The sequence below is a fragment of the Allosphingosinicella sp. genome (assembly GCF_036387615.1).
Taxonomy (GTDB): Bacteria; Pseudomonadota; Alphaproteobacteria; order Sphingomonadales; family Sphingomonadaceae; genus Allosphingosinicella.
The window spans coordinates 1-26997 of record NZ_DASVTH010000046.1 but is presented as its reverse complement, the minus strand read 5'-3'; the positions used below and the strand labels follow the sequence as shown (position 1 = coordinate 26997).

At 66.6% G+C, this 26997-nt stretch carries 26 protein-coding genes, 1 other RNA gene and 1 pseudogene; 10 read left to right on the top strand and 18 right to left on the bottom strand.

What is annotated here, in order from left to right:
* Positions 1 to 2: 2 nt before the first annotated feature.
* From murJ to VF631_RS10195, 7 genes are all read left to right on the top strand, one after another.
* Positions 3 to 1556, top strand: a complete 1554-nt coding sequence (gene murJ, locus VF631_RS10225; RefSeq protein WP_431850197.1) for a murein biosynthesis integral membrane protein MurJ — start codon at positions 3 to 5, stop codon at positions 1554 to 1556.
* Positions 1556 to 2548 carry a tryptophan--tRNA ligase gene (gene trpS, locus VF631_RS10220; RefSeq protein ID WP_431850196.1) on the top strand — a complete coding sequence of 331 codons (993 nt, stop codon included), beginning with the start codon at positions 1556 to 1558 and terminating at the stop codon, positions 2546 to 2548. The genes murJ and trpS overlap by 1 nt, the downstream gene beginning before the upstream one ends.
* A 221-nt stretch (positions 2549 to 2769) precedes the next feature.
* A complete protein-coding gene (locus VF631_RS10215) occupies positions 2770 to 3474 on the top strand; it encodes a DUF4136 domain-containing protein (RefSeq protein ID WP_431850195.1) in 705 nt (234 codons plus the stop codon).
* Between the two features lie 141 nt (positions 3475 to 3615).
* Positions 3616 to 4539, top strand: coding sequence for a TraB/GumN family protein (locus tag VF631_RS10210; RefSeq protein ID WP_431850194.1), 924 nt, complete (start codon positions 3616 to 3618; stop codon positions 4537 to 4539).
* Between the two features lie 104 nt (positions 4540 to 4643).
* Positions 4644 to 5651 carry a hypothetical protein gene (locus VF631_RS10205; protein ID WP_431850193.1) on the top strand — a complete coding sequence of 336 codons (1008 nt, stop codon included), beginning with the start codon at positions 4644 to 4646 and terminating at the stop codon, positions 5649 to 5651.
* Positions 5629 to 6228, top strand: coding sequence for a phosphotyrosine protein phosphatase (locus tag VF631_RS10200; protein ID WP_431850192.1), 600 nt, complete (start codon positions 5629 to 5631; stop codon positions 6226 to 6228). The genes VF631_RS10205 and VF631_RS10200 overlap by 23 nt, the downstream gene beginning before the upstream one ends.
* 2 nt (positions 6229 to 6230) lie before the next feature.
* A complete protein-coding gene (locus VF631_RS10195) occupies positions 6231 to 7502 on the top strand; it encodes a carboxylate--amine ligase (RefSeq protein WP_431850191.1) in 1272 nt (423 codons plus the stop codon).
* A gap of 8 nt (positions 7503 to 7510) precedes the next feature.
* On the opposite strand, the gene VF631_RS10190 is transcribed toward VF631_RS10195, so the two are convergent.
* Genes VF631_RS10190 through VF631_RS10180 form a run of 3 tightly spaced genes read right to left on the bottom strand, consistent with a single transcriptional unit; the run spans position 7511 to position 10016 of the window.
* Entirely contained in the window at positions 7511 to 7846 is a 336-nt protein-coding gene (locus tag VF631_RS10190; RefSeq protein WP_431850190.1) for a 2Fe-2S iron-sulfur cluster-binding protein, read from the bottom strand.
* Positions 7843 to 8967 (bottom strand): cysteine desulfurase family protein, encoded by a 1125-nt coding sequence (locus tag VF631_RS10185; protein WP_431850189.1) that lies wholly within the window; start codon positions 8965 to 8967, stop codon positions 7843 to 7845. The genes VF631_RS10190 and VF631_RS10185 overlap by 4 nt, the downstream gene beginning before the upstream one ends.
* Positions 8964 to 10016, bottom strand: coding sequence for a cysteine desulfurase family protein (locus tag VF631_RS10180; RefSeq protein ID WP_431850188.1), 1053 nt, complete (start codon positions 10014 to 10016; stop codon positions 8964 to 8966). Before VF631_RS10180 ends, VF631_RS10185 begins: the two co-directional genes overlap by 4 nt.
* Before the next feature lie 94 nt (positions 10017 to 10110).
* Here VF631_RS10180 and VF631_RS10175 point away from each other — a divergent pair, with 94 nt between their 5' ends.
* A complete protein-coding gene (locus tag VF631_RS10175; RefSeq protein WP_431850187.1) occupies positions 10111 to 10767 on the top strand; it encodes an alpha/beta hydrolase in 657 nt (218 codons plus the stop codon).
* Positions 10768 to 10855: 88 nt separating this feature from the next.
* Here VF631_RS10175 and VF631_RS10170 read toward each other — a convergent pair whose 3' ends face one another.
* The 8 genes from VF631_RS10170 to dapA form a co-directional block, all read right to left on the bottom strand.
* Complete coding sequence (locus tag VF631_RS10170; protein ID WP_431850186.1) at positions 10856 to 11029, bottom strand: hypothetical protein; 174 nt, start codon at positions 11027 to 11029, stop codon at positions 10856 to 10858.
* A 43-nt stretch (positions 11030 to 11072) separates the two neighbouring features.
* On the bottom strand, positions 11073 to 12143 hold the full coding sequence (recA, locus tag VF631_RS10165) for a recombinase RecA (RefSeq protein ID WP_431850185.1): 1071 nt from the start codon (positions 12141 to 12143) through the stop codon (positions 11073 to 11075).
* 58 nt (positions 12144 to 12201) lie between these two features.
* Positions 12202 to 13053 carry an alpha/beta hydrolase gene (locus tag VF631_RS10160; RefSeq protein WP_431850184.1) on the bottom strand — a complete coding sequence of 284 codons (852 nt, stop codon included), beginning with the start codon at positions 13051 to 13053 and terminating at the stop codon, positions 12202 to 12204.
* A 24-nt stretch (positions 13054 to 13077) separates the two neighbouring features.
* The gene (locus VF631_RS10155) at positions 13078 to 13437 is read right to left on the bottom strand and encodes a response regulator (RefSeq protein WP_431850183.1); all 360 of its coding nucleotides are present in this window, start codon (positions 13435 to 13437) and stop codon (positions 13078 to 13080) included.
* A gap of 40 nt (positions 13438 to 13477) precedes the next feature.
* The gene (locus tag VF631_RS10150; RefSeq protein ID WP_431850182.1) at positions 13478 to 15871 is read right to left on the bottom strand and encodes a response regulator; all 2394 of its coding nucleotides are present in this window, start codon (positions 15869 to 15871) and stop codon (positions 13478 to 13480) included.
* A gap of 52 nt (positions 15872 to 15923) precedes the next feature.
* Positions 15924 to 16466, bottom strand: a complete 543-nt coding sequence (locus VF631_RS10145) for a DUF2062 domain-containing protein (protein WP_431850181.1) — start codon at positions 16464 to 16466, stop codon at positions 15924 to 15926.
* On the bottom strand, positions 16459 to 16941 hold the full coding sequence (gene smpB / locus VF631_RS10140; protein WP_431850180.1) for an SsrA-binding protein SmpB: 483 nt from the start codon (positions 16939 to 16941) through the stop codon (positions 16459 to 16461). Before smpB ends, VF631_RS10145 begins: the two co-directional genes overlap by 8 nt.
* An 82-nt stretch (positions 16942 to 17023) precedes the next feature.
* The gene (gene dapA / locus VF631_RS10135) at positions 17024 to 17899 is read right to left on the bottom strand and encodes a 4-hydroxy-tetrahydrodipicolinate synthase (protein WP_431850179.1); all 876 of its coding nucleotides are present in this window, start codon (positions 17897 to 17899) and stop codon (positions 17024 to 17026) included.
* Positions 17900 to 18002: 103 nt separating this feature from the next.
* Here dapA and VF631_RS10130 point away from each other — a divergent pair, with 103 nt between their 5' ends.
* Complete coding sequence (locus tag VF631_RS10130; protein WP_431850178.1) at positions 18003 to 20042, top strand: lytic transglycosylase domain-containing protein; 2040 nt, start codon at positions 18003 to 18005, stop codon at positions 20040 to 20042.
* A gap of 114 nt (positions 20043 to 20156) precedes the next feature.
* Positions 20157 to 20819: pseudogene (gene mtgA, locus VF631_RS10125) on the top strand (monofunctional biosynthetic peptidoglycan transglycosylase); the annotation flags it as partial.
* Positions 20820 to 21031: 212 nt separating this feature from the next.
* On the opposite strand, the gene VF631_RS10120 reads toward mtgA, so the two are convergent.
* The 7 genes from VF631_RS10120 to mutM form a co-directional block, all read right to left on the bottom strand.
* A complete protein-coding gene (locus VF631_RS10120) occupies positions 21032 to 21355 on the bottom strand; it encodes a YbaB/EbfC family nucleoid-associated protein (protein ID WP_431850177.1) in 324 nt (107 codons plus the stop codon).
* A 3-nt stretch (positions 21356 to 21358) separates the two neighbouring features.
* The gene (locus VF631_RS10115) at positions 21359 to 22993 is read right to left on the bottom strand and encodes a DNA polymerase III subunit gamma/tau (protein ID WP_431850176.1); all 1635 of its coding nucleotides are present in this window, start codon (positions 22991 to 22993) and stop codon (positions 21359 to 21361) included.
* Positions 22994 to 23308: 315 nt separating this feature from the next.
* Positions 23309 to 23404, bottom strand: an RNA gene (gene ffs / locus VF631_RS10110) — signal recognition particle sRNA small type.
* 38 nt (positions 23405 to 23442) lie between these two features.
* Positions 23443 to 23904 carry a DMT family transporter gene (locus tag VF631_RS10105; RefSeq protein ID WP_431850175.1) on the bottom strand — a complete coding sequence of 154 codons (462 nt, stop codon included), beginning with the start codon at positions 23902 to 23904 and terminating at the stop codon, positions 23443 to 23445.
* A 109-nt stretch (positions 23905 to 24013) separates the two neighbouring features.
* Positions 24014 to 25399: a chromosomal replication initiator protein DnaA gene (dnaA, locus tag VF631_RS10100; protein ID WP_431850215.1), complete on the bottom strand. Its 1386-nt coding sequence runs from the start codon at positions 25397 to 25399 to the stop codon at positions 24014 to 24016.
* A gap of 435 nt (positions 25400 to 25834) precedes the next feature.
* A complete protein-coding gene (gene rpsT / locus VF631_RS10095; protein ID WP_431850174.1) occupies positions 25835 to 26098 on the bottom strand; it encodes a 30S ribosomal protein S20 in 264 nt (87 codons plus the stop codon).
* 102 nt (positions 26099 to 26200) lie between these two features.
* Positions 26201 to 26997, bottom strand: a 797-nt coding sequence (gene mutM, locus VF631_RS10090; RefSeq protein WP_431850173.1) for a bifunctional DNA-formamidopyrimidine glycosylase/DNA-(apurinic or apyrimidinic site) lyase, incomplete at its 5' end; no start/stop codon positions are given.

Genomic DNA, 26997 nt, shown 5'->3' with positions numbered 1-26997 from the left:
ACATGAACCTGTGGAAGGCGATGGGCACGATCGGCGGGCTGACGATGGTCAGCCGCGTGCTCGGCTTCGCGCGCGAGATGATCTTCGCGCGCGTTGTCGGGGCCGGCATGGCAGGCGACGCCTTCGCCCTCTCCTTCCTGATCCCCAACCTGTTCCGGCGGTTGTTCGGCGAGGGCGCGTTCAGCCAGGGCTTTGTCCCATTGTTCAGCCAGCGCCATCAGCGCGACGAGGAGGAAGCGCGCCGCTTCGCCGAAGAAATCCTGGCGGTGTTCCTGCCGGTGCTGATGCTGATCACGGTCGTGTTCATGATCTTCATGCCGGCCTTTATCGGCCTGATCGGCGCGGGCTGGAGCGACGAGCCCACCAAGTTCGGTCTGGCCGTCGACCTCACGCGCATCACCATGCCCTATTTGGTCTTCATTTGCCTGGTGTCGCTCTTCTCGGGCGTTCTGAATTCCTTGTCGCGATTCACGGCGGCGGCGTTCGCCCCTTCCCTCCTCAACATCACGCTCATCGCCGCGCTGCTGATCGTGCCCGAGGGCGGCCCGGTCACGGCGCGCTCCATGGCATGGGGCGTGGTCGCGGGCGGTGTGCTGCAGCTCGCCTTGTGCTGGATCAGCGCGCACCGGGCGGGCGTCAAGCTGCGCATCGTGCGGCCGCGAATGACGCCGGGCGTAAAAGAGATGCTGGTCCTAGTGCTGCCGGCGACGCTCGGCGGCGGCATCTACTATATCAGCCAAGGCTTTTACGCCTACTTCGCGACCAGCCTGCCCGAGGGCTCGCTCGTCTATCTCGGATTCGCGGACCGTCTAAACCAGCTTCCGCTCGCGATCATCGGCTCCGCGCTCGGCACCGCGATCCTGCCGTCGATCAGCCGCGCGGTAGGCGGCAACGACAATGCAGGCGCGGCGCGCGTGCAGAGCCAGGCGGTAGAGCTGTCGATGCTGCTGACCCTGCCGGCCGCGGTCGCGCTGGCAGTGACGGCCGGGCCGATCGTCGCGGCGCTCTTCCAGGGCGGCAGATTCACCGCGCAGGATGCCTCGACGACCGCCCTGGTGCTTTCGATCATCGTTGCTGGGCTGCCCGCCTACGTGCTGATCAAGGTGCTCACCCCGGGCTTCTACGCCCGCAAGGACATCAAGACGCCGGTCGCCATCGCCGTCGTCATGCTGCTGGTCGGTATCGCGCTGAATTTCGCGCTGATCCCGGTCATCGGTATCGCCGCCCTTGCTTTCACCACCGCCCTGTCGGCGTGGCTGAATGCGCTCGTGCTCTATGTCATTCTCGCGCGGCGCGGGCATTTCAAGCTCGAGGGGTGGCTGTGGAGCCGCCTCGTGCGGCAGGTGCTGGCAGCGGTCGCGATGGCTGCAGCGCTTTACCTGGTTCGCGAGCAACTATCCGGCTTCTTTGCGGGCTCGACCGGGGGGCGCCTGATCGGCGTGGCTGCGCTGGTCAGCGTCGGGGGAATCGTCTACTTCGCCGTCGGCTGGGTGATCGGCGCGATCAATCGCGACGACATCCTGATCCTGCTGCGCAAGAAGAAGGCGGACGCTTGATGCGCGTCGTCTCCGGCATCCAGCCGACCGGCAACCTGCACCTCGGCAACTATCTTGGCGCGATCAAGCGCTGGGCGGCGATGCAGACGCAGGGCGAATGCCTGTTCTTCCTGGCCGACCTTCATGCCGTCACCGTCTACAACGATCCCGCCGAACTCGCCGCCAACGTGCGTGAGATGGCGGCCGCCTTGCTCGCCTGCGGGATCGACCCGGAGCGCTCCACCCTGTTCGCCCATTCGGCGGTGCCGGCGCATCCGGAACTCGCCTGGCTGCTCAATTGCGTGGCGCGGATCGGCTGGCTGAACCGCATGACGCAGTTCAAGGAAAAATCCGGCAAGAACCGCGAGAGCGCCAGCGTCGGCCTGTTCGATTATCCGGTGCTGCAAGCCGCCGACGTGCTGCTTCACCGGGCATCCCACGTCCCCGTGGGCGAGGACCAGAAGCAGCATGTGGAGCTGATGCGGGACATCGCTCTCAAGTTCAACACGGACTACGATGTCGATCTGTTCGTGTCGCCCGAGCCGCTGATCGGGGCGACCGCGGCGCGAATCATGTCCTTGCGCGACGGCAACGCGAAGATGTCCAAGTCCGACCCGTCCGACATGAGCCGGGTCAACCTCACGGACGACGCAGACACTGTCGCGCAGAAGATTCGCAAGGCCAAGACCGATCCCGAGCCCCTCCCCGAGAGCATGGATGCGCTGGGCGAGCGGCCGGAGGCGCGCAACCTCGTCGCCATTCACGCCGCGCTGAGCGATGAAGAGCCGCAGGCGGTGCTCGCCCGCTTTGCCGGCCAGGGGTTCGGCGCGTTCAAGCCCGCTCTTGCCGAGCTGCTGGTCGAGACCTTGCGTCCGATCAAGGCGCGGCTCGACATGTTTCGCGAGGACCCGGCCGAGTTGGATCGCCTGCTCGCCCTCGGCGCGGAGAAGGCGCGCGCGACGGCTCAACCGACGCTGGACGGAGCGTACAAGGCAATGGGCTTGAGGCGGTAGACCAGCTCAGGGCCGGCAGGTCGCTCATGCTTTCGCCGAAGTCTTCGGCCCGAAGCGGTGAGAATGGACAGCTGAACGGGCCTCCACGGGCCGGTACAGAAGATTGGATGGTCAACGCAGCATACAGCTTGTCCTGCTTCAGGCACCGTTCAGCGGCTTGGCGTTATGCGCGAGATACTGTATCCTCCCGCTCCAAGCTGCTCGGGAAAGGGCGCGTTCCCATGTCTTTCTCCAAGAAACTTCTCACCATTGCCGCACCGGCGGCGCTGCTTGCGCTGTCCGCCTGCGCGACCGGGCTTCCAACGCAGGTCTCCCGCTTCCAGGCGATGCCGGCCCCCCAGGGCCAGAGCTTCGTCGTCCAGGCGGCCGACCCCAAGAACCAGGGCGGGCTCGAATTCTCCCGCTACGCCGATCTCGTCCGCCGCAACTTGATCGCACACGGCTATCAGGAGGCGGCCTCGCCGCGCACCGCGACATTCGTGGTCAGCCTCGATTACGGGGTCGACAGCGGCCAGACCAAGGTGGTGAGCCGCCCGGGCTTCAGCCGCTTCGGCTATGGGGGTTATGGCCCCTTCGGTTATGGCGGGTTCGGCTACCGGCCTTATTTCTCCCGCTTCGGCTATTTCGGCCGGGTCGGATCGCCCTTCTATTACGGCTGGGACGACCCCTTCTGGTATTCGCCCTTTGGCGGCGGTTACGCCGACATCGACAGCTACACCGTCTACTCCTCCTTCCTTGATCTCGACATCAAGCGGACGGCGGACGGGCAGTCGCTGTTCGAAGGTACTGCCAAGGCGCGTTCGCGCACCGACGACCTGCAGGTGCTGGTGCCGAACCTGGTCGAGGCGATGTTCACCGGCTTCCCCGGCAATTCGGGCGAGACGGTGCGGATCACCGTCCCGCCGCCCCAGCGCCAGCGGCGCTGAAGCCTGAGCAGATCTCTTGAGGAGGGTCAGGCAAACTGGCCCTCCTTTTTGCTTGGACGTTCAACGGGCGTTCAAGCGTCGCGCCCGAACATCGGGCGAAAATGATCATTCGGGGAGGATGGATTGTACAGAAGAGTAAGATTGTTCGCAGCAGCTTCGACGCTGGCCGCCAGCGTTGTTCCGGCCGCCGCGCAGGCGCCGCGAGCCGCCGAGGCGGACGAGATCGTCGTCACCGCGCAACGGACTGGCATCCCGGTCTGGCGCGTGAACAGCCCGACGACGACCCTGGTGCTGATCGGGAGCATCGACCGGGTCGCCAAGGGCACACGCTGGGATCCGGCCGCTCTCAATCAGACCTTGCTCAAGGCGGATCGGGTCATGTTTCCCGGTACTATAGGGCTGACCGGCTCCCCTTTCTCCTTGATCGGTTACGCTCTGAAGTGGCGCAGGCATGCGACTCTTCCGAAGGGCCAGACCCTGGCCAGCCTGATGCGCCCGGATCAGTTTCAGCGGCTGGTGGCGCTCAGGAACAGGGGCGTGCTGAAGCCGGGTTTCGAGCGCAAGCACCCCCTGCACCTGGCGCTGATGCTCCACGGCATCGCGAAAGGCAAAGACGGCTATGGTTTGGCGGCAGGGGATTATGTCAGCCGAACCGTGCGCAAGAACAAGATCAAGACTGTTCCGATCACGTCGTTCAGGGCCAACCCGGTCGTGAAGGAGTTCTTCGCGGAGCCGCCGAAAACGTTCGTGCCGTGCCTGCTCGCTTCGATTTCGCTGGTGGAAGCGGGGCCCGGCACGATCAAGCGCAGGTCCGATGCCTGGGCTGAGCGGCGCGTGCCCGAAGTGCTGGCCTCGCCTGTCGAGCCGGTCAACGCCACATGCCATCCGAGTAGCTGGGGCCTGGTCCAGCAACCCGACTTCAGGGCACAGGTTCGAACATTGCTGGCACAGCCTCAACTCACCGTTGCGGTCGTCGAACTTGGCTCGCTCGCGCGGCCGGGTGGCGTTTTGGACAGCCTCGCGGCCGCTGGCTTCGACGTCCGCGGGCCGCGCTGGAAGAGCTGAACCTGTATCAACTCGGGAGGGCCGGGCGCCGGCCCTTCTTTTCTTTTGTGCGGTGCGGCAGCAAACCTCCTGTCAATGCCTCCATGCTAGGCGAAGCAGGAACCATGCGCACCCAAGTCGCCATCACCATCGACACCGAGTTCTCGGTCGCCGGCGCGTTCGCCGATCCGGAGCGGCGGCGGCCGATCGGGGAAGCGAACGTGACCTGTCCCGTCGGCGGGCGGGAGCAGGGCCTCGGCTTCCTGCTCGACACGTTCGCGCGCCACGGCACCAGCGCGACCTTCTTCGTCGAGGCGCTGCAGACCGCCTGGTTTGGCGACGAGCCGATGGGAGCGATTGTCGAGCGGATCCTTGGCGCAGGTCAGGACGTGCAATTGCACCTTCATCCCTGCTGGACCGCCTTTCGCGATCCGGATTGGAGATCATTGCTGGCCGGGGGCCATCCCGACGACAATTGCGACGGGCGCGCGACGGCGGAACTGGTGGTGCTGATCGAGGAAGGCCGCGCCGCGCTGCAACGCATGGGCGCCTCGAAGCCGATCGCGCTTCGAACGGGCAATCTCCGATCCGACCGGAATATTTATCGCGCGATGGCAGCCTGTGGCCTGCCGCTCGCGTCCAATGTCGGCCTGGGGCTGAACCGACCGCACGATCCGGCGCTACGGCTGCGCGGCGGCAGGCACTGGATCGAGGGTGTGATGGAGGTGCCGGTGCTGAGCTACGGGCAACTCGCTATTGGCAGCCAGCCAGCCGATCGCCTGTTCACGATCACGGCGACTTCGACCGCGGAAACCGAGGGTCTCCTCTGGGCGGCTCGGGAAGCGGGCGCTCAGACGATCGTGCTGCTCACTCACCCGTTCGAGTTCATCAAGGGCGATCGCCTCGATCCGGCCCGCCAGCGCGTCAATCGGATCAATCAGCGCCGGCTGGAGCGCCTGTGCGCTTTCCTGGCCGATCATGACGGTGAATTCGAGTCGGCCAGCTTCGCGCAAGCCGCACGCGGCTGGCTTGCCGCCCCCGACGAGCCCGAGCCTCGTCTTCATGCCCCTCTTCTTCCCGTCCTCGGCCGCATGGTCGAGAACAAGGCCAATGATCTCATCCCCGCTCTCTAGCCGGCTGTACCAGCGCGCGACGAACGGCCCCGCCTTCATCCAGGCGCGCTACGGTTCGGCCCGCGGCCTTGTACGCTTATGGCTCTCCCAGATCGCACGCCGGGCTGGCGCTTACCGAGTGTTCGAGCAGGTCCGCTGGGGCGAGGTGCGGCGGCTGGTGTTCGTCTGCTCGGGCAACATCTGCCGCAGCCCCTATGCCGAGCACCGGGCGGCTCTGGCCGGATTTCCGGCGATTTCGGTGGCGCTCAGAGGTGATGCGAACCAGCCTGCGGACCCCACTGCGCGCGCCACGGCCCGGCTCGCCGGACTGGATCTTGAAGCCCATCGCTCCACAAGGGTCGTGGATGCGGGGATACGTCGCGGCGATCTGCTCATCGCGATGGAGCCCTGGCAGGCGCGGGAACTGCGCGTTTGCTACCCGCTCCAGGACGTTCAGGTCACTTTGCTGGGCCTTTGGTCGTACCCGCAGCAGCCTCATCTCCATGATCCCTTCAGCCTGTCCGAAGCTTATTTCAGGACCTGCTTCCGGGCGATCGACAGCGGCGTCGCGGCCATTCTCGATCGGGTGAAAGGGTGATCTTGGGCCCACCCGTCATCTTGCTCGGCATCGACACGCCGATCGGCCTTGCTCTGGTCCGCGAGCTCGGGCGGGCGGGAATCGAGGTCCACGGCGTCGCCAGGGACAGGCGCGCGCTCGGCCTTTATTCGCGCTGGCTGGGCCAGGGCCATATCCGCCCGCAGGACGAGGCCGGCGTGCTCCCGCTGCTTCGCCGGATCGCCCGCCGAACCGGGGCTCGCTTCGTGATGACCGTGTCGATGAGCGATGCCCTGCTGGTCCGCGAAGCGGCCGATGCGGGCCGGCTCTGGGGATTGACGCCGCTCCTGCCGAGCATGGCGAAGCTCCGGCTGGTCAACGACAAGGCGGAAATCTGCCGGATCGCGGAACGCCTCGGGATCGCGGTTCCATATACCTGGGAGCCGACGCTGGCGGACCTTGCGGCCGAGTGGCCGGGCCTCTCCTTCCCATGCGTGCTGAAATGGCGCGATCCGGAGCAGGCTGTGGACCTGCTCTCCGACGCGGGATTGCCGCTTCTCAAAACCGAATATGTTCATGATGCCGGTACGCTCCGCCGGGTGCTGGAGCGCTACCGCCCTGCGGGCATCCTCCCAATGGTCCAGAGCTACGTCCCGGGCTCGGGCCTTGGCCAGATGTTCGTCATGCGCCGCGGCCGGGCCACCCTGCGCTTCCAGCATCGGCGTCTCCACGAGTGGCCGCCGGAGGGCGGCGTCTCCACTCTTTGCGAGAGCGTCGGCGTGGACGCACATCCTGAACTGATGGCCCGCTCCGAAGCCCTGCTGCGGGAGATTGGCTGGGAAGGTCCGGCGATGGTCGAATATCGCTACGACGAACGGACCGGCCGCGCTGTGCTGATGGAGATAAATGGCCGCTTCTGGGGCAGCCTGCCGCTCGCGGTCCAGGCCGGCGCGGCGTTCGGTCTCGCCACCTATTATGCGCTCGGCCTCGATCGCCCGCTGCCGACGCAGCGAGCATACAAAGTGGGCCTGCGTTGCCGCTTCATGATCGCCGAAACGCGCCGGCTGCTGCGCATCCTGTTCGCCCGACGTTCAATCCCGGACAAAAGCCTGCGCTTTTCCAGGCTGCGGGAGCTCGCCAGCTACGTTGCCGGTTTCGTCGACGGCTCACGCTATTATGTATTCTCCTGGCGCGATCCCCTGCCCTTCTTCGCCGACATGCTGTTCGTGCTTCGACGCGTCGGCGAGGCAAGCCTGGCGTGGTTGCCCCGGCGGCGCAGGGCGCAGCCAGCCGGGGCCCGTCCGGTCAAGTCGTAGAAGCCTCCTCACCGCCCCTGCATGTTGTGAACGGCGCCCGGCATGCGAACGGCCAGGCTTTCCATCGCCTCGTCGAGCCATATCTGGCAGGCCAGACGCGAGTGGCGGGTTACCCCGGCCGCGAGATCGAGCATGTCTTCTTCTTCCTCGCTCGCGCGCGCCAGCCTGGCGAAGTCGGCCGCCTCGACGATGACATGGCAGGTGGAGCAGGCCATCTGCCCCTCGCAGGTGCCCTCGAGGGGCTGGCCGTCCGCTTGCGCCACGTCCAGCAATCGCTCGCCAGGGCGAGCCAAGACATCGCGGACCTGGGCTCCGTCAGCCGAAATGAAGCGGACCCGGATCATGCAGCCAGACTCCTTTGCCTTTCAGCAGCTTCAACGATGAGGCTCAGCGCAGTTTCGAGCTCCTCGGGGCGCGTGTAACGGCCGAAGCCGAGCCGTATGCTCGACCGGGCTTCGCGGCCGGCGAGGCCAAGCGCGGAGAGCACGTGGCTTGGCCGACCTGACCCGCTGGCGCAGGCAGATCCCGCGGAAAAGGAGACTTGCCGCACCTCCGAAATGAGACGCGCCGCATCGATCCCGTCGGCGCGCACGTTGAGGTTGCCAAGATAGCGCTGCTCGGCCGAGCCATTGAGCCGCCAACCCGGCCCGAGCGCCGCGCGCGCCATGTCCCAGAGGCCGGCGACATGGGCGCGATCCTCCCCGGCACGCTCGAGAAGCAGGCGCGCGGCCTCGCCGAATCCGACGCACAAAGCCGGCGAGAGCGTGCCGGAACGAAGGCCGCCCTCCTGCCCTCCACCATGCAGCAACGGATCGAGCGCCACGCCGCTGCGCACCCACAGCGCGCCAATCCCCTTTGGTCCGTGGACCTTATGGGCTGAGACTGCGACCATGTCGCAACTTTTGATCGGGAGCGGCACGCGGCCGAAACCCTGGACCGCGTCGCACAGGAAGAGCGCCCCTCGACTGCGAGCGAGCTTCGCAATCTCCGCAATCGGCTGGACGACGCCGATCTCGTTGTTGACGAGCATGGCGGTGACCAGGCCGGTTCTATCGTCCACGTGCGACGCGAGCAGATCGAGGTCCACCAGCCCATCGCGGCGGACCGGCACGACATCCGTCTCGAAGCCTTGCGAGCCGAGCCAGGCGAGGCTGTCCAGTACGCAGGCATGCTCGGTCGCCAGGGTCACGATCCGGCGGCGCCCCACCGGTAGGCGCGCCGCGGCGCCCTTCAGCGCCCAATTGACCGCTTCGGTCGCTCCGGAGGTGAAGTAGAGCCTGCCCGAGCCGCCGTCACCCAGCGCATGGAGGATGTGCTCGCGCGCAACCTCGATCGCGGCGGCGGCCTCCCGGCCGATCCGATAGGGCGAATGCGGGTTGCCGAAGCTGGTCTCCAGCCAGGGACGCATCGCCGCCGCCGTTTCCGGCGCGAGCGGCGTGGTGGCCTGGTAATCGAGATAGATCATGCGGCGCGGCACCTCGCCGCCATGTCGGTCCACACCGCGGCGAAGCGGTCGACCTCCTCGCTGGTCGTAGCCCGGCCGAAGCTGACCCGGATCACCTCGCCCGCGGCGACGCTGCTCATGCCGAGAGCGGCGAGAACATGGCTGGCCTTGAGGCTTCCCGACGAGCAGGCGCTGCCCGCCGAGACCGCAATTCCGGCAAGGTCGAACTGAATCAACTGCGCCGCCGCGGCCACGCCGGGCATGCGATAGGCCCCGATCGTGGCGATGCGCCGGCTGATCCCGCCAACGACTTCTCCGCCCGCTGCGAGGAGCGCCGCTTCCAGTCTCTCTCGAAGGCGCGCGGCCTCTCGCAACCATTCGGAGCCGGTCTCAAGCGCGACTGCCATGGCATTGATCCCAGGGAGGTTCTGAGTGCCCGCGCGGTAACCCTGCTCCTGACCCCCGACGGCCTCGACCAGTGCGAGGTCCCGCACCAGCAATGCTCCGACCCCTGGAGGTCCGCCGAACTTGTGCGCGGAAATCGCGATCATGTCCGCGTCCGGCAAAGGCAGCTTGCCGGCGCTCTGCGCGCAATCGGCGACCAGAACGCCGCCCCGCGCCCGAACTTCCGCGGCGATTTCGTCGAGCGGCTGCAGAATGCCGGTTTCGTTGTTCGCATGCTGGACGGCGACCACCGGGCGCTCGCCGTCGACGGCATCAAGCCGGACTTGCCCCTGCGCGTCGGCTGGGAGCGAGACGGCGTCCGGGGCTGCGCGGAACACCGCATCATGCTCGACCGACGAGACAAAGCGCCGGCCGCCCTTCGCCCGGCCGAGCGCGATCGCCAGCGCTTCGCTTGCGCCCGACGTGAAGATGACTTGGCCGCTCCAGCCGAGCGCCGCCGCCACCGTTGTTCGTGCCCGCTCCAGCGCCGCCTTGGCAGCGCGGCCTTCGGCGTGCGGGGAACTTGGATTGTGCCAGGTTTCGAGCGCCGCCAGCATCGCCGCCCGCGCTTCCGCAAGCACCGGCGTGGTCGCTGCATGATCCAGATAGATGCGTGGCTCGGGCACGGCGAACTCGATTTGCCTTCAAGGTGACCACCCCTATATAGGACGCGCCTTCACGTGGCATGCCCCGTGTCAAATCTCCCGCTGTCAGAGTGCAATGCCCGAAGTTATTTTCCCCGGCCCTGAAGGGCGTCTCGAAGGGCGTTTTAGCCCTGGCCCGCGTCCCCGCGCACCCGTCGCACTGATCCTGCATCCCCACCCGCATGGTGGGGGTACGATGAACAACGCGATCGTGCAGGCTCTTTACAAGACGTTCGTACGCCGCGGCTTCGCGACGTTGCGATTCAACTTTCGCGGCGTCGGCAAGAGCCAGGGGCTGTTCGACAACGGGGTGGGCGAACTGTCCGACGCTGCTTCGGCGCTGGACTGGGTGCAGCAGATCCATCCCGAAGCGGAGACGACCTGGATCGCCGGCTTCAGCTTCGGCGCCTGGATCGGCATGCAGCTGTTGATGCGCCGGCCCGAGGTGCGCGGCTTCATCTCGATTGCCCCGCCGGCCAACATGTACGATTTCACCTTCCTCGCCCCCTGCCCTTCCTCCGGCATCATCATCCAGGGCGAGTCGGACGAGGTGGTCACTCCGGGCGCGGTTCAGAAGCTGGTCGACAAGCTGCGCACCCAGCGGCACATCACAATCCATCACAGCACGGTTCCGGGCGCCAACCACTTCTTCCAGGCGGAGATGCCGCAGCTGATGAAGGCGGTGGATCAGTATCTGGACTTCCGCCTCGATCCGAGCTGCGCGATTCGCTAACCTTCGGCGGAAACCGCTGCGAGACTGCGCCGACCGAACTCCGCACCCGAAAATCGTGCAACCGCCGCGGCAAGCGGCGCGAACGTGATCACAACGTCCAGATCCCGACGTTCGCGAGCAGCACCACCGCGGCGACCAGCATGAGCAGGCCCTTTTTGCGGTCACGCCGCTTGGCAATCAGCCACATTCCTCCCGCGGACAGGGCGAAAACCGCCAGCACCATCACCGAGAAAAGTAGGCCGATCACCGCCCGCGTCGCCACTCCTCAACCCCGCAGCGGGGCGGCGAGGCGAAGTCAGGCGCCATCAGACATCGTCGTCCACGCCTGGACCCACCATCAGCGCGTCAGCTACTTCCTCCGTCTTGCCGCGAATCGCCGCTTCAAGCTTGTCGGCGAGCTCCGGATTGTCGCGCAGGTAATTCTTCGAATTCTCGCGGCCCTGGCCGATCCGGATCGAGTCGTAGCTGAACCAGGCGCCCGATTTCTCGACGATGCCTGCCTTCACGCCCAGATCGAGGATCTCACCGATTTTGGAGATGCCTTGGCCGTACATGATGTCGAACTCGACCTGCTTGAACGGCGGCGCGACCTTGTTCTTGACGACCTTCACGCGCGTCGTGTTGCCGATGATGTCGTCGCGATCCTTGATCTGGCCGGTGCGGCGGATGTCGAGCCGAACGGACGCATAGAATTTCAGCGCGTTGCCGCCGGTCGTGGTCTCCGGATTGCCGTACATGACCCCGATCTTCATCCGCAGCTGGTTGATGAAGATGACCAGGCACTTGGACTTCGAAATGGAGCCGGTGAGCTTGCGCAGCGACTGGCTCATCAGCCGCGCCTGGAGGCCGACATGGCTGTCGCCCATTTCGCCCTCGATCTCCGCGCGCGGGACCAGAGCGGCGACCGAGTCCACAACCAGCACGTCGATCGCATTGGAACGGACCAGGGTGTCGGTGATCTCCAGCGCCTGCTCGCCCGTGTCAGGTTGCGAGACGATCAGCTCGTCGATGTTGACGCCCAGCTTCTTGGCGTAGACCGGATCGAGCGCGTGTTCGGCGTCGACGAACGCCACCGAGCCCCCACCCTTCTGGGCCTCCGCGATGACATGGAGCGCCAGCGTCGTCTTGCCCGAGCTTTCGGGGCCGTAAATCTCCACGATCCGCCCGCGTGGCAGGCCGCCGATCCCGAGCGCGATGTCGAGCCCAAGCGAGCCGGTCGAGATCGCCTCGATCTGCATCGCCTCGCGCGAGCCGAGCTTCATCGCCGAGCCCTTGCCGAACGCGCGGTCGATCTGCGCCAGCGCGGCGTCGAGGGCCTTCTGCTTGTCCATGTCCTGTGAGTTCCTGTCGGAAACGACTTTCAAGGATGCCACCATGGCCTCGCCCTCTCGTAGAAGCTGCGCGCCGTTCGTTCAACGCGTGAGTGGCGACGTATCACTTCTGTTCCGCGGGAACAAGAGGGGAACTTCGCTTCGGGTCGAGTACCGCCCGAAGGGACCGCTTCATTTCCTGGCGAAAGGCCGGATGGGAGGCGATGTCGTTGTGCTCGGTGCCCGGGATGGTGACGTTGTGCACCAAATTGCCGATCGCCGCCGCGAGCGCAGCGGTGCGCAAAGGCGGCACGACGCCGTCATATTGAGCGGCGACGATCGCGACCGGTACGGGCGATCCGCGAAGGAACTCGGCCGAGGGCAACTTGTGCCGGATGAGAAGCGGGACGGGCAGCCAGGGGAAGCGCTCGTGAGCCACGGCCTCGAGCGAATCGAACGGCGTGACGAGGATGAGACCGTCGATCGACCGGCGCGCCGCAAGGCCGGACGCGACGCCGCTGCCGATGCTGATCCCGACCACCACGACACGCTTGGGGCGAAGGCGAGCGCGGGCGAAATCCAGCAGCAAAGGCGCGTCTTCAAGTAATGCCGCCGCGCTCGGCGCGCCCCCGCTCGGCTGATAGCCACGGTAGTGGAAGGCGACGACCGGATGTTCGGGATAGATATAGGCGAGAAACTCGGCGATTCCGGCTGCATTCGAGGCATTGCCGGCGAAGCCGAGGACCAGGGCGTCGTCAGCCCCGGGGCGCGCCGCAGGAATGTGCACGCCTTCCAGGCGGACACCGTCCGGCGCGGTCAGCTCGACCCGCTCCGCGCCAGGGGGGAGCGGACCTGCGCGCGGCACGATCCGGGCAGGGAAGAAGATGGATGTCTGGCCGAAGTAGAGCGCGGCCGCGATCGCCAGATAAGCGAGCGCGGCGAGCAGCAAGACAGAGGCAAGCAGCTTGATGATCACGGACCCCGGCTCAGCCAGCCGCGCTCAGCCGCCGTTGCAGGCCTTGGTGAGCGCCGGGTCGATCGCGTCGATCGTATAGGGCTTGGCCAGAACCGGCGCGTCCGCATGGCGAGCAGGCGGCGGTTCGATATGGCCACCGGTTGCGACCACATAGGGTACGCCGCTGTCCGCGAGGCGATCGGCGACCGGCCAGACCTTCGCCTTGCCCTTGAGGTGCACATCCAGAATGGCGACGTCAAAGCCGCCCTGCTCGACCCGGGCGACGGCATCCTCCACCGTCTCGACCGTGCCCGCCACCTTGTGACCGAGCGAGTCCAGGAAATCCTCCAGCATCATCGCGATGAGAGGCTCGTCTTCAACAATAAGAACGCTGCGACAGGTCACGACGCGGCGATTAAGGGCAATTGGGTGAAAGCCCAAGAGTTTATTTCGGGGCCAGCGCGTCGCGCGCCGCTTCGGCGAGCCTTTGGACGGAGAAGGGTTTAGCAAGAAACCCGACACGCTCCAGGTCGATCGACTTGCGCAACTGTTCTTCGGCATAGCCAGAGATGAACAAAACCGGCAGATCGGGCCGCGTCTTGCGCGCCTCGCGAACCGTCGTCGGACCGTCCATGGTCGGCATCACGACATCCGAAATCATCAGATCGACTTGCGCCTCGCGCGCCAGGATCTCCAGCGCCGCCTCGCCATTTTCGGCGGTGAGCACGACATAGCCATGGCGGGTCAGCGCGCGCTCGGCGACCGCGCGGACCATCGCCTCGTCCTCGACCAGCAGGATGGTGCCGGAGCCCCACAGTTCGCCGGCGGTTTCCCTGGGCTTTGCGTTGCTCGTCGGTTTGGTCGCTTCGGCGCGGTGGACCGGCAAGTAGATGGTGAAGCGCGTCCCCTCGCCTTCCTCCGACTCCGCGAAGATGAAGCCGCCCGATTGCTTGACGATGCCGTACACAGTGGACAGGCCGAGCCCTGTGCCCTTGCCGACCTCCTTGGTGGTAAAGAAGGGCTCGAAAATCTTGGCCAGCACGGCGGTCGGCATACCGGTGCCCGTGTCCGACACCTTGAGCGCCGTGTAATCGCCTGGCGGCAAGATGTCGCTGCCCAGGCGCCGCACTTCCTCGGGAGTGACCGAGTAGGTCTGCAGCGTCAGGGTGCAGCGACCTTCCCCGTTCGCCTCCATGGCGTCGCGCGCGTTGACGGCCAGGTTGACGATCACTTGCTCGAGCTGTCCGGGATCGGCGCGAACGGCGCCCAGGTTGCGACCATGCTTCACCACCAGCTCGATCTTTTCGCCGATGAGCCGCTTCAGCAGCGTCGAAACCTCCGAAATCACGTCGGGGAGCTGGAGGACCTGCGGCCGCAGCGTCTGCTGGCGCGAAAAGGCGAGCAGCTGCCGGGTCAGGCCAGCCGCGCGGTTCGAATTGGACCGGATTTGCTGGATGTCGTCATAATCGCTGTCGCCCGGCGTGTGGCGCATCAGCATGAGGTCGCAATAGCCAAGGATTGCGGTCAGTATGTTGTTGAAATCATGAGCAACGCCGCCGGCGAGCTGGCCAACCGCCTGCATCTTGGTCGCCTGCGCCACCTGCCGCTTCAGCCGGTCGGCTTCCTTGTTGTCCTTGATCGCGAGCGCCACCGCTGCGTCTCCGAGGCCGCGCACCCCCGCGATCCGAAGCGCTACCGTCTCGTCCGGCTGGGCCTTCAGGCGCACCGCCATGTCGCTGGCGCTGGCCGGGCCTCGGGCATGGCGCCGCACCGCATCCGACACGATGGCCTTGTCCTCGTCGACGACGAGATCGCCGGGGTAGACCGGCCGCGCATCACGGCCGAGCCCGACCGCCTGACGGAAATCCTTATTGAGATGGACGAAGCGGCCGTCGACATTGGCAAGCGCGAGGCCGAGCGGAAGAGTCTCGAGCAACGCCGCCAGGCTGGCGCCGCCCTCGCGTCCCATCCGGCCGATCGCGCCGGGATCATCGAGCAGCAGGAACAGGGTCAGCGGGTTGGGCTGGTCCGCCACCGGCACCTGCACGATCCGCAGCGGACTGACGACCCGGCCTTCCTGCGTGAAATGGAACTCCCCGTCTTCCGTCGCCTCGACCAGATCGGTGAGCGGAGTGCCGGCGAGCACGGTGTCCGCCCTGCCAGTCGCGCGGCTCGCGAACGCGCCGTTGGCCCCAACCAGGTTGCCCTCGAGGTCGGCCAGCGCGATCATCAGGCCCGCTTCCCCGACGCGCTGCCCGGCCTCCCCGGTGAGCAACCGTCGCGCCTCCCGGGCAAGATCGAAATCGTCGGTGCGGGCGAACCGCCATATCAGGTGCGTGTCGCCGAAGCCCGCGCGGACGAGCTCGACCTTGAGCTGGAGCCCGCCCAGCGAAAGCGGGTTAATTGCGGCCCGCCCGTCCCGCACTGCATCCGAAGCGGCCGCGCGCAGTCGCTCCGAGCCGCCCCCATTCTCCTCCCCCAGGCTCGCGGGAGCGGCCGAGCCGAACCACTCGGCATAGGCCTGGTTGGCCGCAACCAACGCGCCACCGCCGCCGGTGATCGCAACGGCTGCGTCCGCGCTGTCGAGCGCGGCGCGGAGCAGCGCCAGATCCGCCGCCGGCCCCGCTTGAACGTCACTGCTCCGCGCCAACGGGCGGGCGGTGAGCATCAGGACCGCCCCCAGCCCCAGCAGCCCGGCGAGAAAGGCCGCGGCAAAGGCCAGGTCCCTCACCGCCCAAAGCAACAGCGAAGCCGAGCCGAGCGCGGCAATCAAGACGAGGGAGATCAGCCAGCGGGAGGCGCGTCCGAAGCTCGAGGCAGCAGCGATGCTAGCGGGCATGCGCTCGCTCTGTGCCGCGCCGCCGCCAGGCGTCAAGCGCAAGCGACCGCGCTTAGGCTGCCGCGTCCCTCAACGCGCGGCGTTTCCACTTGCGACCTTGCCACAAGCGCCAGCCGACCAGCGTCACTGCATAACCGATCACGGCCGAGGCGGCGGCAATGATGAAGAGGCCGCTGACCAGGGCCGGAGCCGCGTCGGAGAACAGCCAGGACAGCCAATCGCCAGCCGACGCGCCGCGCCCGGGCAGCGCGGCCGTGCCGCCCAGGCCGAACCAGCTTCCAACGAAATAGGAAGCGGTGAGGATGAACGGGGTTGTCGCAGGATTGCTGAGGAAGGTCATCGCCGCCGCGATCGGGATGTTGCCCCGGAACGGCAGCGACAGCAGCGCCGCGCCGATAATCTGCAGGCCCGGCACCATCAGGAAGATGCCGACCAACAGCCCAATCGCCACGCCACGCGGCACGGAACGGCGCGTGAATCGCCACAGCTCGCTTCGGATCGCGAACGGCCGTGTCCAGCGGTTCTTCGCCATGTCCTCGCGGCTGGGCGAGTTCCTGGCTATCCAACGGCCAACCCGGTTGGTCTGCTCAGCCATGCTGCCTCAACAGCCGGCCCTGCTCGCGCTTCCAGTCTTTTTCCTTCTGATACTCTCGTTTGTCAGGCGCCTTGCGGCCCTTGGCCAGCGCCAGCTCGACTTTCGCCCGGCCGCGGCTGTTGAAGTAGATCGACAGCGGCACCAGTGACATGCCCTGACGCGCGACGGCGCCGTGCAGCCTGGCGATCTCACGCGCGTGGAGCAGCAGCTTGCGAGGCCGCTTGGGTTCGTGATTGAAACGGTTGCCGTGGCTGAACTCGGGCACGTTGGCGTTGATCAGCCAGACTTCCTCCTCGGTCACCTGCGCATAGCTTTCCGCGATCGATCCCTCGCCGAAGCGCAGCGACTTCACTTCCGTCCCAGTCAGCGCAATGCCGGCCTCGTACGTGCTCTCGACCGCATAATCGAAGCGCGCGCGCCGGTTCTCGGCGACGACCTTCTTCTTGTCGAACTCGGGCTGACGGGGACGGGCCATGAATAATGATCCACTAGCCGCTCAGGTTGAGCTTGTCGAAGCCCTCCATCGCTGAACGGCGGCTAAGCGGAATTTCGTAAAGCTAAAGCAAACCCGCGTGCGCCAGTGCCGCGTCGACCGCACCGCGGCTGGCTTCGCCGGGGGGCGTCATCGGCAGGCGCAGGTCGGACGGGAAATCGGGGCGCAGGCGGTTCAGGGCATATTTGACGGGGCCGGGCGATGCATCGGTGAACAGAGCCGCGTGGAGCGGGTAGAGCCGGTCCTGCAGATCGAGTGCCCGAGCCCAATTGCCCGACAGGCACGCCTCCTGGAACTCCGCGCAAAGCCGCGGCGCGACGTTGGCGGTGACGGAGACGCAGCCGACGCCGCCCATCGCGTTGAAACCAAGCGCCATGTCGTCGTTGCCCGAGAGCTGGACGAAACCAGTTCCGCAGGCGAGCCGCTGTGCGGTGACGCGGCCAAGATTGCCGGTTGCGTCCTTGACCGCCACGACATTCGCGATCCGCGCCAGGCGCGCCATCGTCTCCACCGAGATGTCTGTCACAGTCCGGGCGGGCACGTTGTACAGGACGATGGGGATATCGACCGCTTCGGCGATCGCGGCGAGATGGGCGTAGATGCCCTCCTGGTTTGGCCGGTTGTAATAAGGCGGAACGTGCAAGGCCGCGTCGGCACCCGCGGCCTTGGCCGAGCGCGTCAGCTCGATGGCTTGCGCGGTGTTGTTGGAGCCGCAGCCGGCAATTACCGGAACGCGCCCGGCGGCCGCTTCCACACAGGCAGCCACCACCCGGTGATGCTCGTCCGCCGAGAGCGTTGTCGCCTCGCCTGTCGTCCCGCACGGCACCAGGCCGTGGCTGCCCTCGGCGATCTGCCAGTCGACAAAGTTGCGATAGGTTAGTTCGTCAAACGCCTCGTCGCGAAAGGGAGTCACCAGAGCCGGAATCGACCCACGGAACATCAACTATCTCCTTCACTTGCAGGTCGAATGCCAGCATAAGTGGGACGCGCTGGCAGGAGTTCGTTCAGCGCCTGATAAGGAGGGGGTCGGCATGATGTCCAGCATGCACAGGAAGGCAATGACCCTCGCCTGGCTCGGCGCTTCCGCCGTTGCCGTGGGCGCAACGCTTGCGCCCGATACCACAGTTCGGAATGACATGCCGGTTGCGAGCGCCGCGTCGCCGATCCTCCCCGCCGCGCGTCCGCCGATGATCGCCGCGCCGGCCCCGGTAGCGCCCTCTTCCGAGGTTAGCTCCGCGCTGGCGCGTTGGAACAGCCTGCGCCAGAGCGACAACCTTCCCTTCTCCTCCTATGCATCGTTCCTGACCCGCTATCGCGACTGGCCGGGCGAGACCGCGATGCGCAAGTCGGCGGAGCGGGCCATCGATCCAGACTCCAGTTCGCCGGCCGAAGTGGTCGCCTTTTTCCGGCTGCATGCGCCGCTGACCCCCGTCGGTCACGCTCGTCATGCCTTCGCGCTCGCAGCACAGGGTCGCTCCGGCGAGGCCCGCGAGGCAGCGCGCAAGGCGTGGACTGGCGGCCTGCTGCCGCGCAGCGACGAGGATCGGCTGCTGGGGCTGTTCGGCTCCTCGCTGAGCCAGACCGATCATGATCGTCGGATGGAGAAGCTGCTCGCCAACCGTGACACGGTCACCGCGGCGCGGCTGCTTTCGCTCACCTCTGCGACGCGCCAGCCGATCTTCTCGACCCGTTTGGCCCTGCTCGGCAAGGCGTCCGACGCCTCCGCACGCCTCGGCGCGCTCGGCAGCTTGGCGAATAGCGATGCCGGCCTGCTCATGGACCGAGCGCGCTGGCTGCGTGACTCCGGGCAGAGCGCGGCTGCACGGTCGCTGATGGCTCAGCCTCGCCAGCTCTCCGCACCGCCCGTCGATGCCGAAACCTGGCTCGAGAACCTTCTTCTCCTGGCCCGGGGCGCGGCGGCCGACCGGAACTGGCAGACCGCCTACCAGATCGCCAGCCAGCTCGATGACGTCTACGCGCCCGGGACCGACATCAACGACCAGTCCGTCGGCGAGCGTGACGATTATACCAGCCTCGCCTGGCTGGCCGGCACGACGGCTTTGCACCAGCTCGGCCGTCCTGCCGATGCGGCCAGAATGTTCGCCCGCTACGCGCGCGGCGGCCGCTCCTCCCAGGTGCTGACCAAAGGCCTGTACTGGGCTGGTCGCGCCGCCCAGCAGGCCGGCCAGAACGCTCAGGCAACCACCTACTTCGAGGAAGCGGCGGCTTTCCCGGAGCTCTTTTACGGGCAGCTCGCGCTGGAGCGGCTCGGCCGCGCCGTGCCCGCTCCCCTCTTCGCCAACCTGCTGCAACCTTCAGCCGCCGACCGTGCCGCCTTCGAGCGCAAGGAAGTGGTGCAGGCGACGCGGCTGCTCGGCCAGCTCGGCAGCTGGAACGACCAATCGCTGTTCATCCGCAATCTCGCCGAGACTTCGGACGACCCGATCGAGCGCACGCTGGCCTCTAGCCTCGCGCTTCAACTCGGGCGACCGGACCTCAGCGTCTGGGTAGCGCGGAGCGCGCGCAACGGTGGTACGCCTTTCTACACCCGCGCCGGCTATCCCGAGGCGCGCATCCCGGCGGCTCAGAGCCAATATTGGTCGCTCGCCAACGGAATCATCCGCCAGGAAAGCTCGTTCGACCGGGCCGCGATGAGCCCGGTCGGCGCACGCGGCATGATGCAGCTGATGCCCGGCACGGCGCGAGAGGTGAGCGGGAAGCTCGGCCTGAGCTACGACCTTGGCCGCCTGACCAGCGATCCGGAGCATAACATCCAACTTGGCAGCCACTATTTCGCCGGGCTGATGAACAGCTGGGGCGGCAGCGCGCCGCTGGCGGTCGCAAGCTACAATGCCGGCCCCGGCAATGTCCGAAAATGGATCCGCGAATATGGCGATCCGCGGCTGCCGGGCGTCGACATCATCCGCTGGATCGAGGACATCCCCTTCTCCGAGACCCGCGGCTATGTGCAGCGCGTGCTCGAAAATGCGGTGGTCTACGATACGATGAACCCGAACCGGGCCCAAACGCCCGCGACCACCCGCCTGTCCAGCTATCTCGGTAAGTCTGGTCGGCCCGGCTAAGCTGCTGAGCCGCGTGCTAGCCGGATGACGCGCGGGCCGGCTCCGGCTAATCACGCCGCCATGGCGAGGACGAGAACACGCAAGCAGGCATCCAGGCGCGGCTGGGGCGGCCGCATGATCGGCTGGGGGCTGCGGGCGTTCTTGGCGTTCGTCATCCTGAGCCTCGCCTGGGTTCTGCTCTACCGGTTCGTGCCGCCGCCAGTCACCTTCACGATGTTGGGCGACCTCTTGTCCGGGCGAAGCGTGGAGAAGGACTGGATGCCGATCGAGCAGATCGACCGCGACATGGCGCGGGCCGCGATCGCCGCCGAAGACAGCAAGTTCTGCAGCCACCGCGGCTTCGATCAGGACGCGATCGCGGCGGCGATGCGGCGCAACGCCCAGGGGCGCGGCGTCGTTCGCGGCGGGTCCACCATCAGCCAGCAGACGGCGAAGAACGCCTTCCTGTGGCAGGGCGGCGGCTATTTCCGCAAAGGGCTGGAAGCCTGGTTCACCCTGCTGATCGAGAATCTGTGGAGCAAGCGGCGGATCATGGAGGTGTACCTCAACGTCGCGGAGACCGGGATCGCGACCTACGGCGCCAATGCGGGGGCGCAGCGCTATTTCGGGAAGGATGCGTCCAACCTGACCCGGCAGGAGGCTGCGCGGATCGCCGCCGTGCTGCCCCAGCCGAAGAAGCGCGAGGCGATCACCCCTTCCGGGTTCACACGCCGCTACGGCAACAGCATCTCGCGCCGGATCGGCGTCGTCGCCCGTGACGGTCTCGACGCATGCCTGAGCGGCGCTGGAACCGACGCGCCCGAACCGGCCGAGCCCAAGGCGAACCGGGCGAGACCGAAGCGGGTCGAAACTGCTGCCCCGCCGCCTCGCCCCGAGAGAGCTGAGGACTATATCCTGCCGGCGCCTCCGGAGACGCAGCCGGACGCCGAGGTGGATCCGGTTCCGCCGGCGGAGCCGGATACGGCGCCGCCGGCGGAAACGAACGGGCTCTAGAAAGGCAGCTTGAAGCCCGGCGGGAGCTGCATGCCCGCGGTCATCTTCGACATCTCGGCTTGCGCCGCCTGATCGGCTTTCGCCCGAGCGTCGTTGAGGGCGGCCGCGACGAGGTCCTCGACCATCTGCTTTTCGGAAGGCTGCAGCAGGCTCTCGTCAATCTCGACCGAGACGATCCGGCCCTTGGCGCTCGCCCGGATCTTGACCAAGCCGCCGCCCGAGGCGCCGTCCACCATCACGGTGTCGAGATTGTCCTGCGCCTTCATGAGTTCATTCTGCGCATTCTGCGCGATCTTCAGGATTTCGTCGAAATCGGGCATGGTTCAGCTACTCCTTGGTTCGTCGAGCCGATAGCCGGTCAGCTCGGCATCGGGAAAGGCCTGAAACGCAGCCGCGACGATCGGCTGTTCGAGCACGTTCTGGCGAAGCCTCTCGGACGCGGCTTTTTCCTGGTCGAGCAGCGAGGGCTCGCTCTCGCCGTCCGAGACCTGCACCTGCCACTGAGTGCCGGTGGTGCTCTTCAGAGCGGTCGAGAGTTCACGCACAAATTCGCCAGGCACTTGCGGGGTGAGCCGAAGGACAAGCTCCGGCGGGGCGTATCGGACCAGGCCAGAGTGATCGTGCAGGCAGAGCGCGATCCGGTGATTGCCCCTCGCCTCCAGCAAGGCGATCAGCTCGGCGAAGCTGGCCGGAAACTCGGGTCGCGCCGGCTCGGCTCGACCCGCTGAGGTTCTCGGCGAAGGAGCGGGAAGCGCCTCGCCGTTCTGCAACTTGCCGAGAAGCGCGCCGGGGTCGGGGAGCTCGGAGGCGTGGATCACGCGCAGCAACGCCATCTCCGCCGCCTCGAGCGGGAGCGGCGCCGTGTTGACCTCGCCCAGGCCCTTGAGCAGCAGCTGCCAGAGCCGGTGGATGACGGCGTGGCTGAGCCGCCCGGCCCATTCGGCATAGGCTTCCCGCTCCTCGGCGGATTGAGCCGGGTCCTGCACGCCGCCGACTTTAGCGCGGGTGATGCCGTGAACGCTTTCGAGCAGGCCCCGGATCAGCGCGGCGGGCTCGACGCCGAGATCATGCTGTTCCTTGATCGCGGCCAGCGCAGCTTGCGCATTGCCCGCGAGCAGCAGTCCGAGCAGCCCCCGGATCGCACCGCGGTCGGACAAGCCGAGCATGGCGCGGACCTGGGTGGCGGTGACGCCCTCTTCGCCGTGCGCGATCGCCTGGTCGAGGATCGACAGCCCATCGCGCGCCGACCCTTCCGCCGCACGCGCGATCAGGGCCAGCGCTTCGGGCTCGATCTCGACCTGCTCAGTCTCGCACACCTTTGCAAAATGCTGCGCCAGCTGCTCGGCCGAGATGCGGCGAAGATCGAAACGCTGACAGCGCGACAGGACGGTGACCGGCACCTTGTTGACCTCGGTCGTGGCGAACAGGAACTTCACATGCGCAGGAGGTTCCTCCAAAGTCTTCAGAAGCGCATTGAAGGCGTTCTTCGACAGCATGTGCACTTCGTCGACGATGTAGACCTTGTAGCGCGCCGACACTGCAGCGTAGCGGACCGCCTCGATGATCTCGCGGACATCGTCGACGCCGGTGTTGCTGGCGGCGTCCATCTCGACCACGTCGATATGCCGCCCCTCGGCAATCGCACGACACGGCTCGCAGACGTTGCAAGGGTCGATCGTCGGCCCGCCCTGCCCGTCCGGGCCGATGCAATTCAGGGCCTTCGCGATGAGGCGCGCGGTCGAGGTCTTTCCGACCCCGCGCACGCCGGTCATCAGGAAAGCATGGGCGAGCCGGTCACGCCTGATCGCGTTGCCGAGCGTCTGCACCATCGCATCCTGGCCGATCAGCTCATCGAAACGCTGCGGCCGGTATTTGCGGGCAAGCACACGGTAGGGTTGCGCGCGCACCGGCTGCGGGGGTTCGTCGAGGCCGAGGGAGAATGCGTCGGGATCGGTCATATGAGTCCCTCCCGCTTGGCCGTGCCGCCGACTCGAATACCCGGGAGGTGCGAAAGGTTCGGAAGTTCCAAAAAGTTCAGCTCCCCAGGAGCAGGAAAAGCCTGGGCCCCGACAGGCTGAGTGACGGCGCTCGAGAGGCTTGGGATTCGGACATGGACGCAGCTCGACATGCGATCAGCATGGCAGGAAGTCCGAGTGTAGGAAACGGCTTTGCTCCAAAGGCGTCGCGGCAAAGCCGCCCTTCGACTGCCTGCAAAGGCAGGCGCTCAGGACAGGCTGTGTCGGCCCTCGCTCGGGCGGGGCCGTGCGCGCCGCGCGGTGGGAGCCGGAACGACCCGGAGCGAAATCGTTACGGCTGCTTCCTTCCGGACCTGACCGGGTTGGCGACAACTCCGTCCGCCCGACTCCCGCCGCGCATATGGGCGAACGCGCGTTTGGTGGCAAGCCGGTCAGCGCCGGACCAGAAACGCGCCCACGAGCACGAATGCGACTCCCAGCAGGCGCAACGGGCTAATGTCGACCCTGGGCACTCCGAAGGCGCCGACCCGGTCCAGCATCAGGGCCATCAACAATTGTCCGGCGATCGAAACGGTGAGAAAGAATGTCACGCCGACGCGGGGAACGACCAGGACAGCCATGCTGACGAACACCGCCCCGTACAGCCCACCCATCCAGGCGTACCACGGCAGGGTCCGCACCGCTTCGGCTTGCGGTCGGACGCCGAGCACGAAGGCGACCAGCGCCAGCGCCGCCGTGCCGACCGCGAATGAAACCAGCGCCGCATTGACCGGCGATCCGGCCCCGCGCGCCAGCATCGCGTTGGTCGGCGCTTGAAGAGCGACTAGGAAACCGCTGAGCAGAGCGCCGAGGATCGCAGCAAGGATGGCGGGGTGCACGGGCGACACTTTCATCCCTTCGTCGGCCAGGACTTGATCCGGGCCAGGGCTGCTTCCAAGTCTCTAGACCAGAAGAATAGCCCTGCCCCGGATCAAGTCCGGGGCGACGGGGCAATCTGGGCGTTCAGCTCTCCAGCTGCCTCGTCAGCAGGCGGATGTCCGAGTCCAGCTCCGGATCCTGCGCTCGCAGCTTCTCGATCTGCCTGACCGCATGGATCACGGTGGTGTGGTCGCGGCCCCCGAACCTCCGCCCGATTTCGGGCAGCGAGCGCGGGGTCAGCTGCTTGGACAGATACATGGCGACCTGGCGCGGGCGGGCGACTTCGCGGGCGCGGCGGGCCGAGGTCATCTCCGCCTTGCGAATGCGGTAATGGTCGGACACGCGGGTCTGGATCTCGTCGATCGAGATGCGGCGCTGGTTGGCGCGCAAGGTGCTCGCCAGCACCTCCTCGACGAAGGCGAGATCGATCGTGCGGTTCTGCAGGCTCGCATAAGCGGCGATGCGATTGAGCGCGCCTTCCAGCTCGCGAACGTTGGAGCTGATCCGCTTGGCGAGGAACATGACCACATCCTGCGGCACCTTCACCTCGGGGAGTGCCTCGAGCTTCTTGAGGATGATGCTGAGCCGAAGCTCGAGGTCGGCCTGGTTGACGTCGGCGACGAGACCCCAGGACAGGCGCGACAGGATGCGCGGCTCGATCCCGTCCAGCTCCTGCGGGGCGCGGTCGGAGGTGATCACCAGCCGCCGTCCGGCCGAGATGATCTCGTTCATCGTGTGGAAGAATTCTTCCTGGGTCGATTCCTTGCCCGCGATGAACTGCACGTCGTCGATCATCAGGAGATCGGCCGAGCGCAGCTGCTGCTTGAAGCGGATCGTGTCGTTGGCGCGAAGCGCGGCGACGAACTCGACCATGAACTTTTCGGCCGACATGTAGAGGATCTTGGTGCCCGGGCGGCGGGCGCGAAACTCATGGCCGATCGCGTGCAGCAGATGGGTCTTGCCGCGCCCGGTGCCGCCATGGATGAACAGGGGGTTGAAGACGACCTTGTCGGCCGTCGCGAGGCTCCGCGCGGCGTTGAAGGCGACCTCGTTGGCCTTGCCCACCACATAATTATCGAATCGGTAGCGCGGCTCCAATTGGGCGGCGTAGAGCCCGGTCTGCACCTCAGCCGGCGCTTGTTCAGGCTCGGCGGGCGGGATCTGGACAGTGGCGGCGGTGCGGATCGGCTCCACGCCCGAACTCGCACGTACCAGCACTTCTCGCACCGCTGGGATCGCCGTCCTCCAGGCCAGCGCGAGCCGGTCTGCGAAGTGGGTCTGGACCCAATCCGCCATGAACTGCGAAGGAAGTTCCAGCTGCACCTGGCCGGTATTGGCGTCGAAGCCACCGAGCGTGATCGGGCGGAGCCAGCCGTCGAAGGTGCGCACCCCGCAATCGCGGCGAAGTCCGGAACGGATGAGGTCCCAGGCGGCGACCACCGGTTCGGGGACCCTGGTTTCGGTAAGCAAAGCTACACCATTGGCCGGCGTCTGGCTCACGCACGCACCCCTCGTTCCTGTGCCGCCCAGAGGCGGCGTTACGCAAAGCAAACTCTCCCCGTCTCGGCGAACACCCCCCGGTGATGCCGATTTCGAACATCGTTATGCTGTCTTGGCCCCCTTTGGAGAGATTCGCCGCCGGGGAGGTCTTTTGTAGGGACCGGAGAGCCCGCCCAACAAGCGGAAAAAAGTAACTTTTGTGAAATATATGCCGTTGACACGCAAAACCGCCAAAGCCGCTGAAGCTGCTCAAAGGCGCAGTTTTCCGCCATTTTCAAACTGTTGAGAGACCGGCGTAACAGGCGAATCGCGGGAAAAGCTGGAGATTCGTTAACGCGCGGTCGGAGCAACAAAAAACCCGCCGGAATGCGGCGGGTTTTGTGAACCTGAAGAGGCAGAATCGGCTCAGCTGAGCGCGGCGACCCGCTTGCTGAGGCGTGAAAACTTGCGGGATGCGGTGTTCTTGTGAACCACGCCCTTCGCGACACCGCGCATGAGCTCCGGCTGGACGCGCCGGATCGCTTCTTCCGCCTGCGCCTTGTCGCCGCTGGCCAGCGCCGCCTCGACAGCCTTGACGAAGGTGCGGATGCGGCTGACGCGCGCGCCGTTGATCTCGGTGCGGCGGGCGTTGCGACGGATGCGCTTCTTTGCTTGCGGCGTATTCGCCATCTTTGGTTAGACCTTCTTGCGATGTAAATGAAAACGGCGCGGGGCATGGCTCCGCACCGATCAGGCGGCCCCACTACGCAAGCCGGCGCTCAAGGTCAAGCTTCAGCGCTGGCATCGAGGGCAATAAAAGGTGGAGCGACCGCCTTCCGCGCGCCGCCTGACCGGGGCGCCGCAGCGGCACGCCTCCCCTTCCCTGCCATAGACCAGGAAGGCCTTGGAGAAGTAGCCGAGCTCGCCGTCAGGACGCGCATAATCACGCAAGGTCGAGCCGCCGGCCTCGATCGCGGCTTCCAGCACGGTCTTGATCGCATCGACCAGCCGCGCGAGCCGCTCCCGCCCGATCCTGCCGCCGGCGCGGCCGGGCGCGATCCCGGCCATGTGCAGCGCTTCGCACACGTAGATGTTGCCGAGCCCCGCGACGATCCGCTGGTCGAGCAGCAAGGCTTTCACCGGCGCGGTTCGCCCGGCCAGCGCGGCGGCGAGCGAGGAGGCGTTGAAATCGGGCCCGAGCGGTTCCGGGCCCATGCGGCGGAACGGTTCGAACTGATCGAGCGCGTCCGTGCCGACCAGGTCGAGCGAGCCGAACCGGCGCGGATCGTTGAGGGCCAGGCGGTGACCCGCATCGGTTTCGATCAGCAGGTGATCGTGCGGCCCGATTTCGTCCGGGTCGATCCGCCAGCGCCCCGACATGCCGAGATGGAAGACGAGCGTGTCGCCGCGATCAGTGTCGATCAGCCCATATTTGGCCCGCCGCCCGAGCCCGGTGACGGTCGCCCCGGTAAGCCGCTGCCCCAGATCCTCCGGGAACGGCCGGCGCAGGTCGCCGCGCCGCAGCGTCACCCGCTCGATCCGCGCGCCCTCCAGTACCGGCTGCAGCCCGCGAACCGTCGTCTCGACTT

Excerpts from the sequence above, each read along its gene's own strand:
- murJ (WP_431850197.1), top strand. The coding sequence starts at position 3 with ATGAACCTGTGGAAGGCGATGGGCACGATCGGCGGGCTGACGATGGTC.
- trpS (WP_431850196.1), top strand. The coding sequence starts at position 1,556 with ATGCGCGTCGTCTCCGGCATCCAGCCGACCGGCAACCTGCACCTCGGC.
- VF631_RS10215 (WP_431850195.1), top strand. The coding sequence starts at position 2,770 with ATGTCTTTCTCCAAGAAACTTCTCACCATTGCCGCACCGGCGGCGCTG.
- VF631_RS10205 (WP_431850193.1), top strand. The coding sequence starts at position 4,644 with ATGCGCACCCAAGTCGCCATCACCATCGACACCGAGTTCTCGGTCGCC.
- VF631_RS10200 (WP_431850192.1), top strand. The coding sequence starts at position 5,629 with ATGATCTCATCCCCGCTCTCTAGCCGGCTGTACCAGCGCGCGACGAAC.
- VF631_RS10190 (WP_431850190.1), bottom strand. The coding sequence starts at position 7,846 with ATGATCCGGGTCCGCTTCATTTCGGCTGACGGAGCCCAGGTCCGCGAT.
- VF631_RS10185 (WP_431850189.1), bottom strand. The coding sequence starts at position 8,967 with ATGATCTATCTCGATTACCAGGCCACCACGCCGCTCGCGCCGGAAACG.
- VF631_RS10175 (WP_431850187.1), top strand. The coding sequence starts at position 10,111 with ATGCCCGAAGTTATTTTCCCCGGCCCTGAAGGGCGTCTCGAAGGGCGT.
- recA (WP_431850185.1), bottom strand. The coding sequence starts at position 12,143 with ATGGTGGCATCCTTGAAAGTCGTTTCCGACAGGAACTCACAGGACATG.
- VF631_RS10150 (WP_431850182.1), bottom strand. The coding sequence starts at position 15,871 with ATGCCCGCTAGCATCGCTGCTGCCTCGAGCTTCGGACGCGCCTCCCGC.
- VF631_RS10145 (WP_431850181.1), bottom strand. The coding sequence starts at position 16,466 with ATGGCTGAGCAGACCAACCGGGTTGGCCGTTGGATAGCCAGGAACTCG.
- smpB (WP_431850180.1), bottom strand. The coding sequence starts at position 16,941 with ATGGCCCGTCCCCGTCAGCCCGAGTTCGACAAGAAGAAGGTCGTCGCC.
- dapA (WP_431850179.1), bottom strand. The coding sequence starts at position 17,899 with ATGTTCCGTGGGTCGATTCCGGCTCTGGTGACTCCCTTTCGCGACGAG.
- VF631_RS10130 (WP_431850178.1), top strand. The coding sequence starts at position 18,003 with ATGCACAGGAAGGCAATGACCCTCGCCTGGCTCGGCGCTTCCGCCGTT.
- VF631_RS10120 (WP_431850177.1), bottom strand. The coding sequence starts at position 21,355 with ATGCCCGATTTCGACGAAATCCTGAAGATCGCGCAGAATGCGCAGAAT.
- VF631_RS10115 (WP_431850176.1), bottom strand. The coding sequence starts at position 22,993 with ATGACCGATCCCGACGCATTCTCCCTCGGCCTCGACGAACCCCCGCAG.
- VF631_RS10105 (WP_431850175.1), bottom strand. The coding sequence starts at position 23,904 with ATGAAAGTGTCGCCCGTGCACCCCGCCATCCTTGCTGCGATCCTCGGC.
- rpsT (WP_431850174.1), bottom strand. The coding sequence starts at position 26,098 with ATGGCGAATACGCCGCAAGCAAAGAAGCGCATCCGTCGCAACGCCCGC.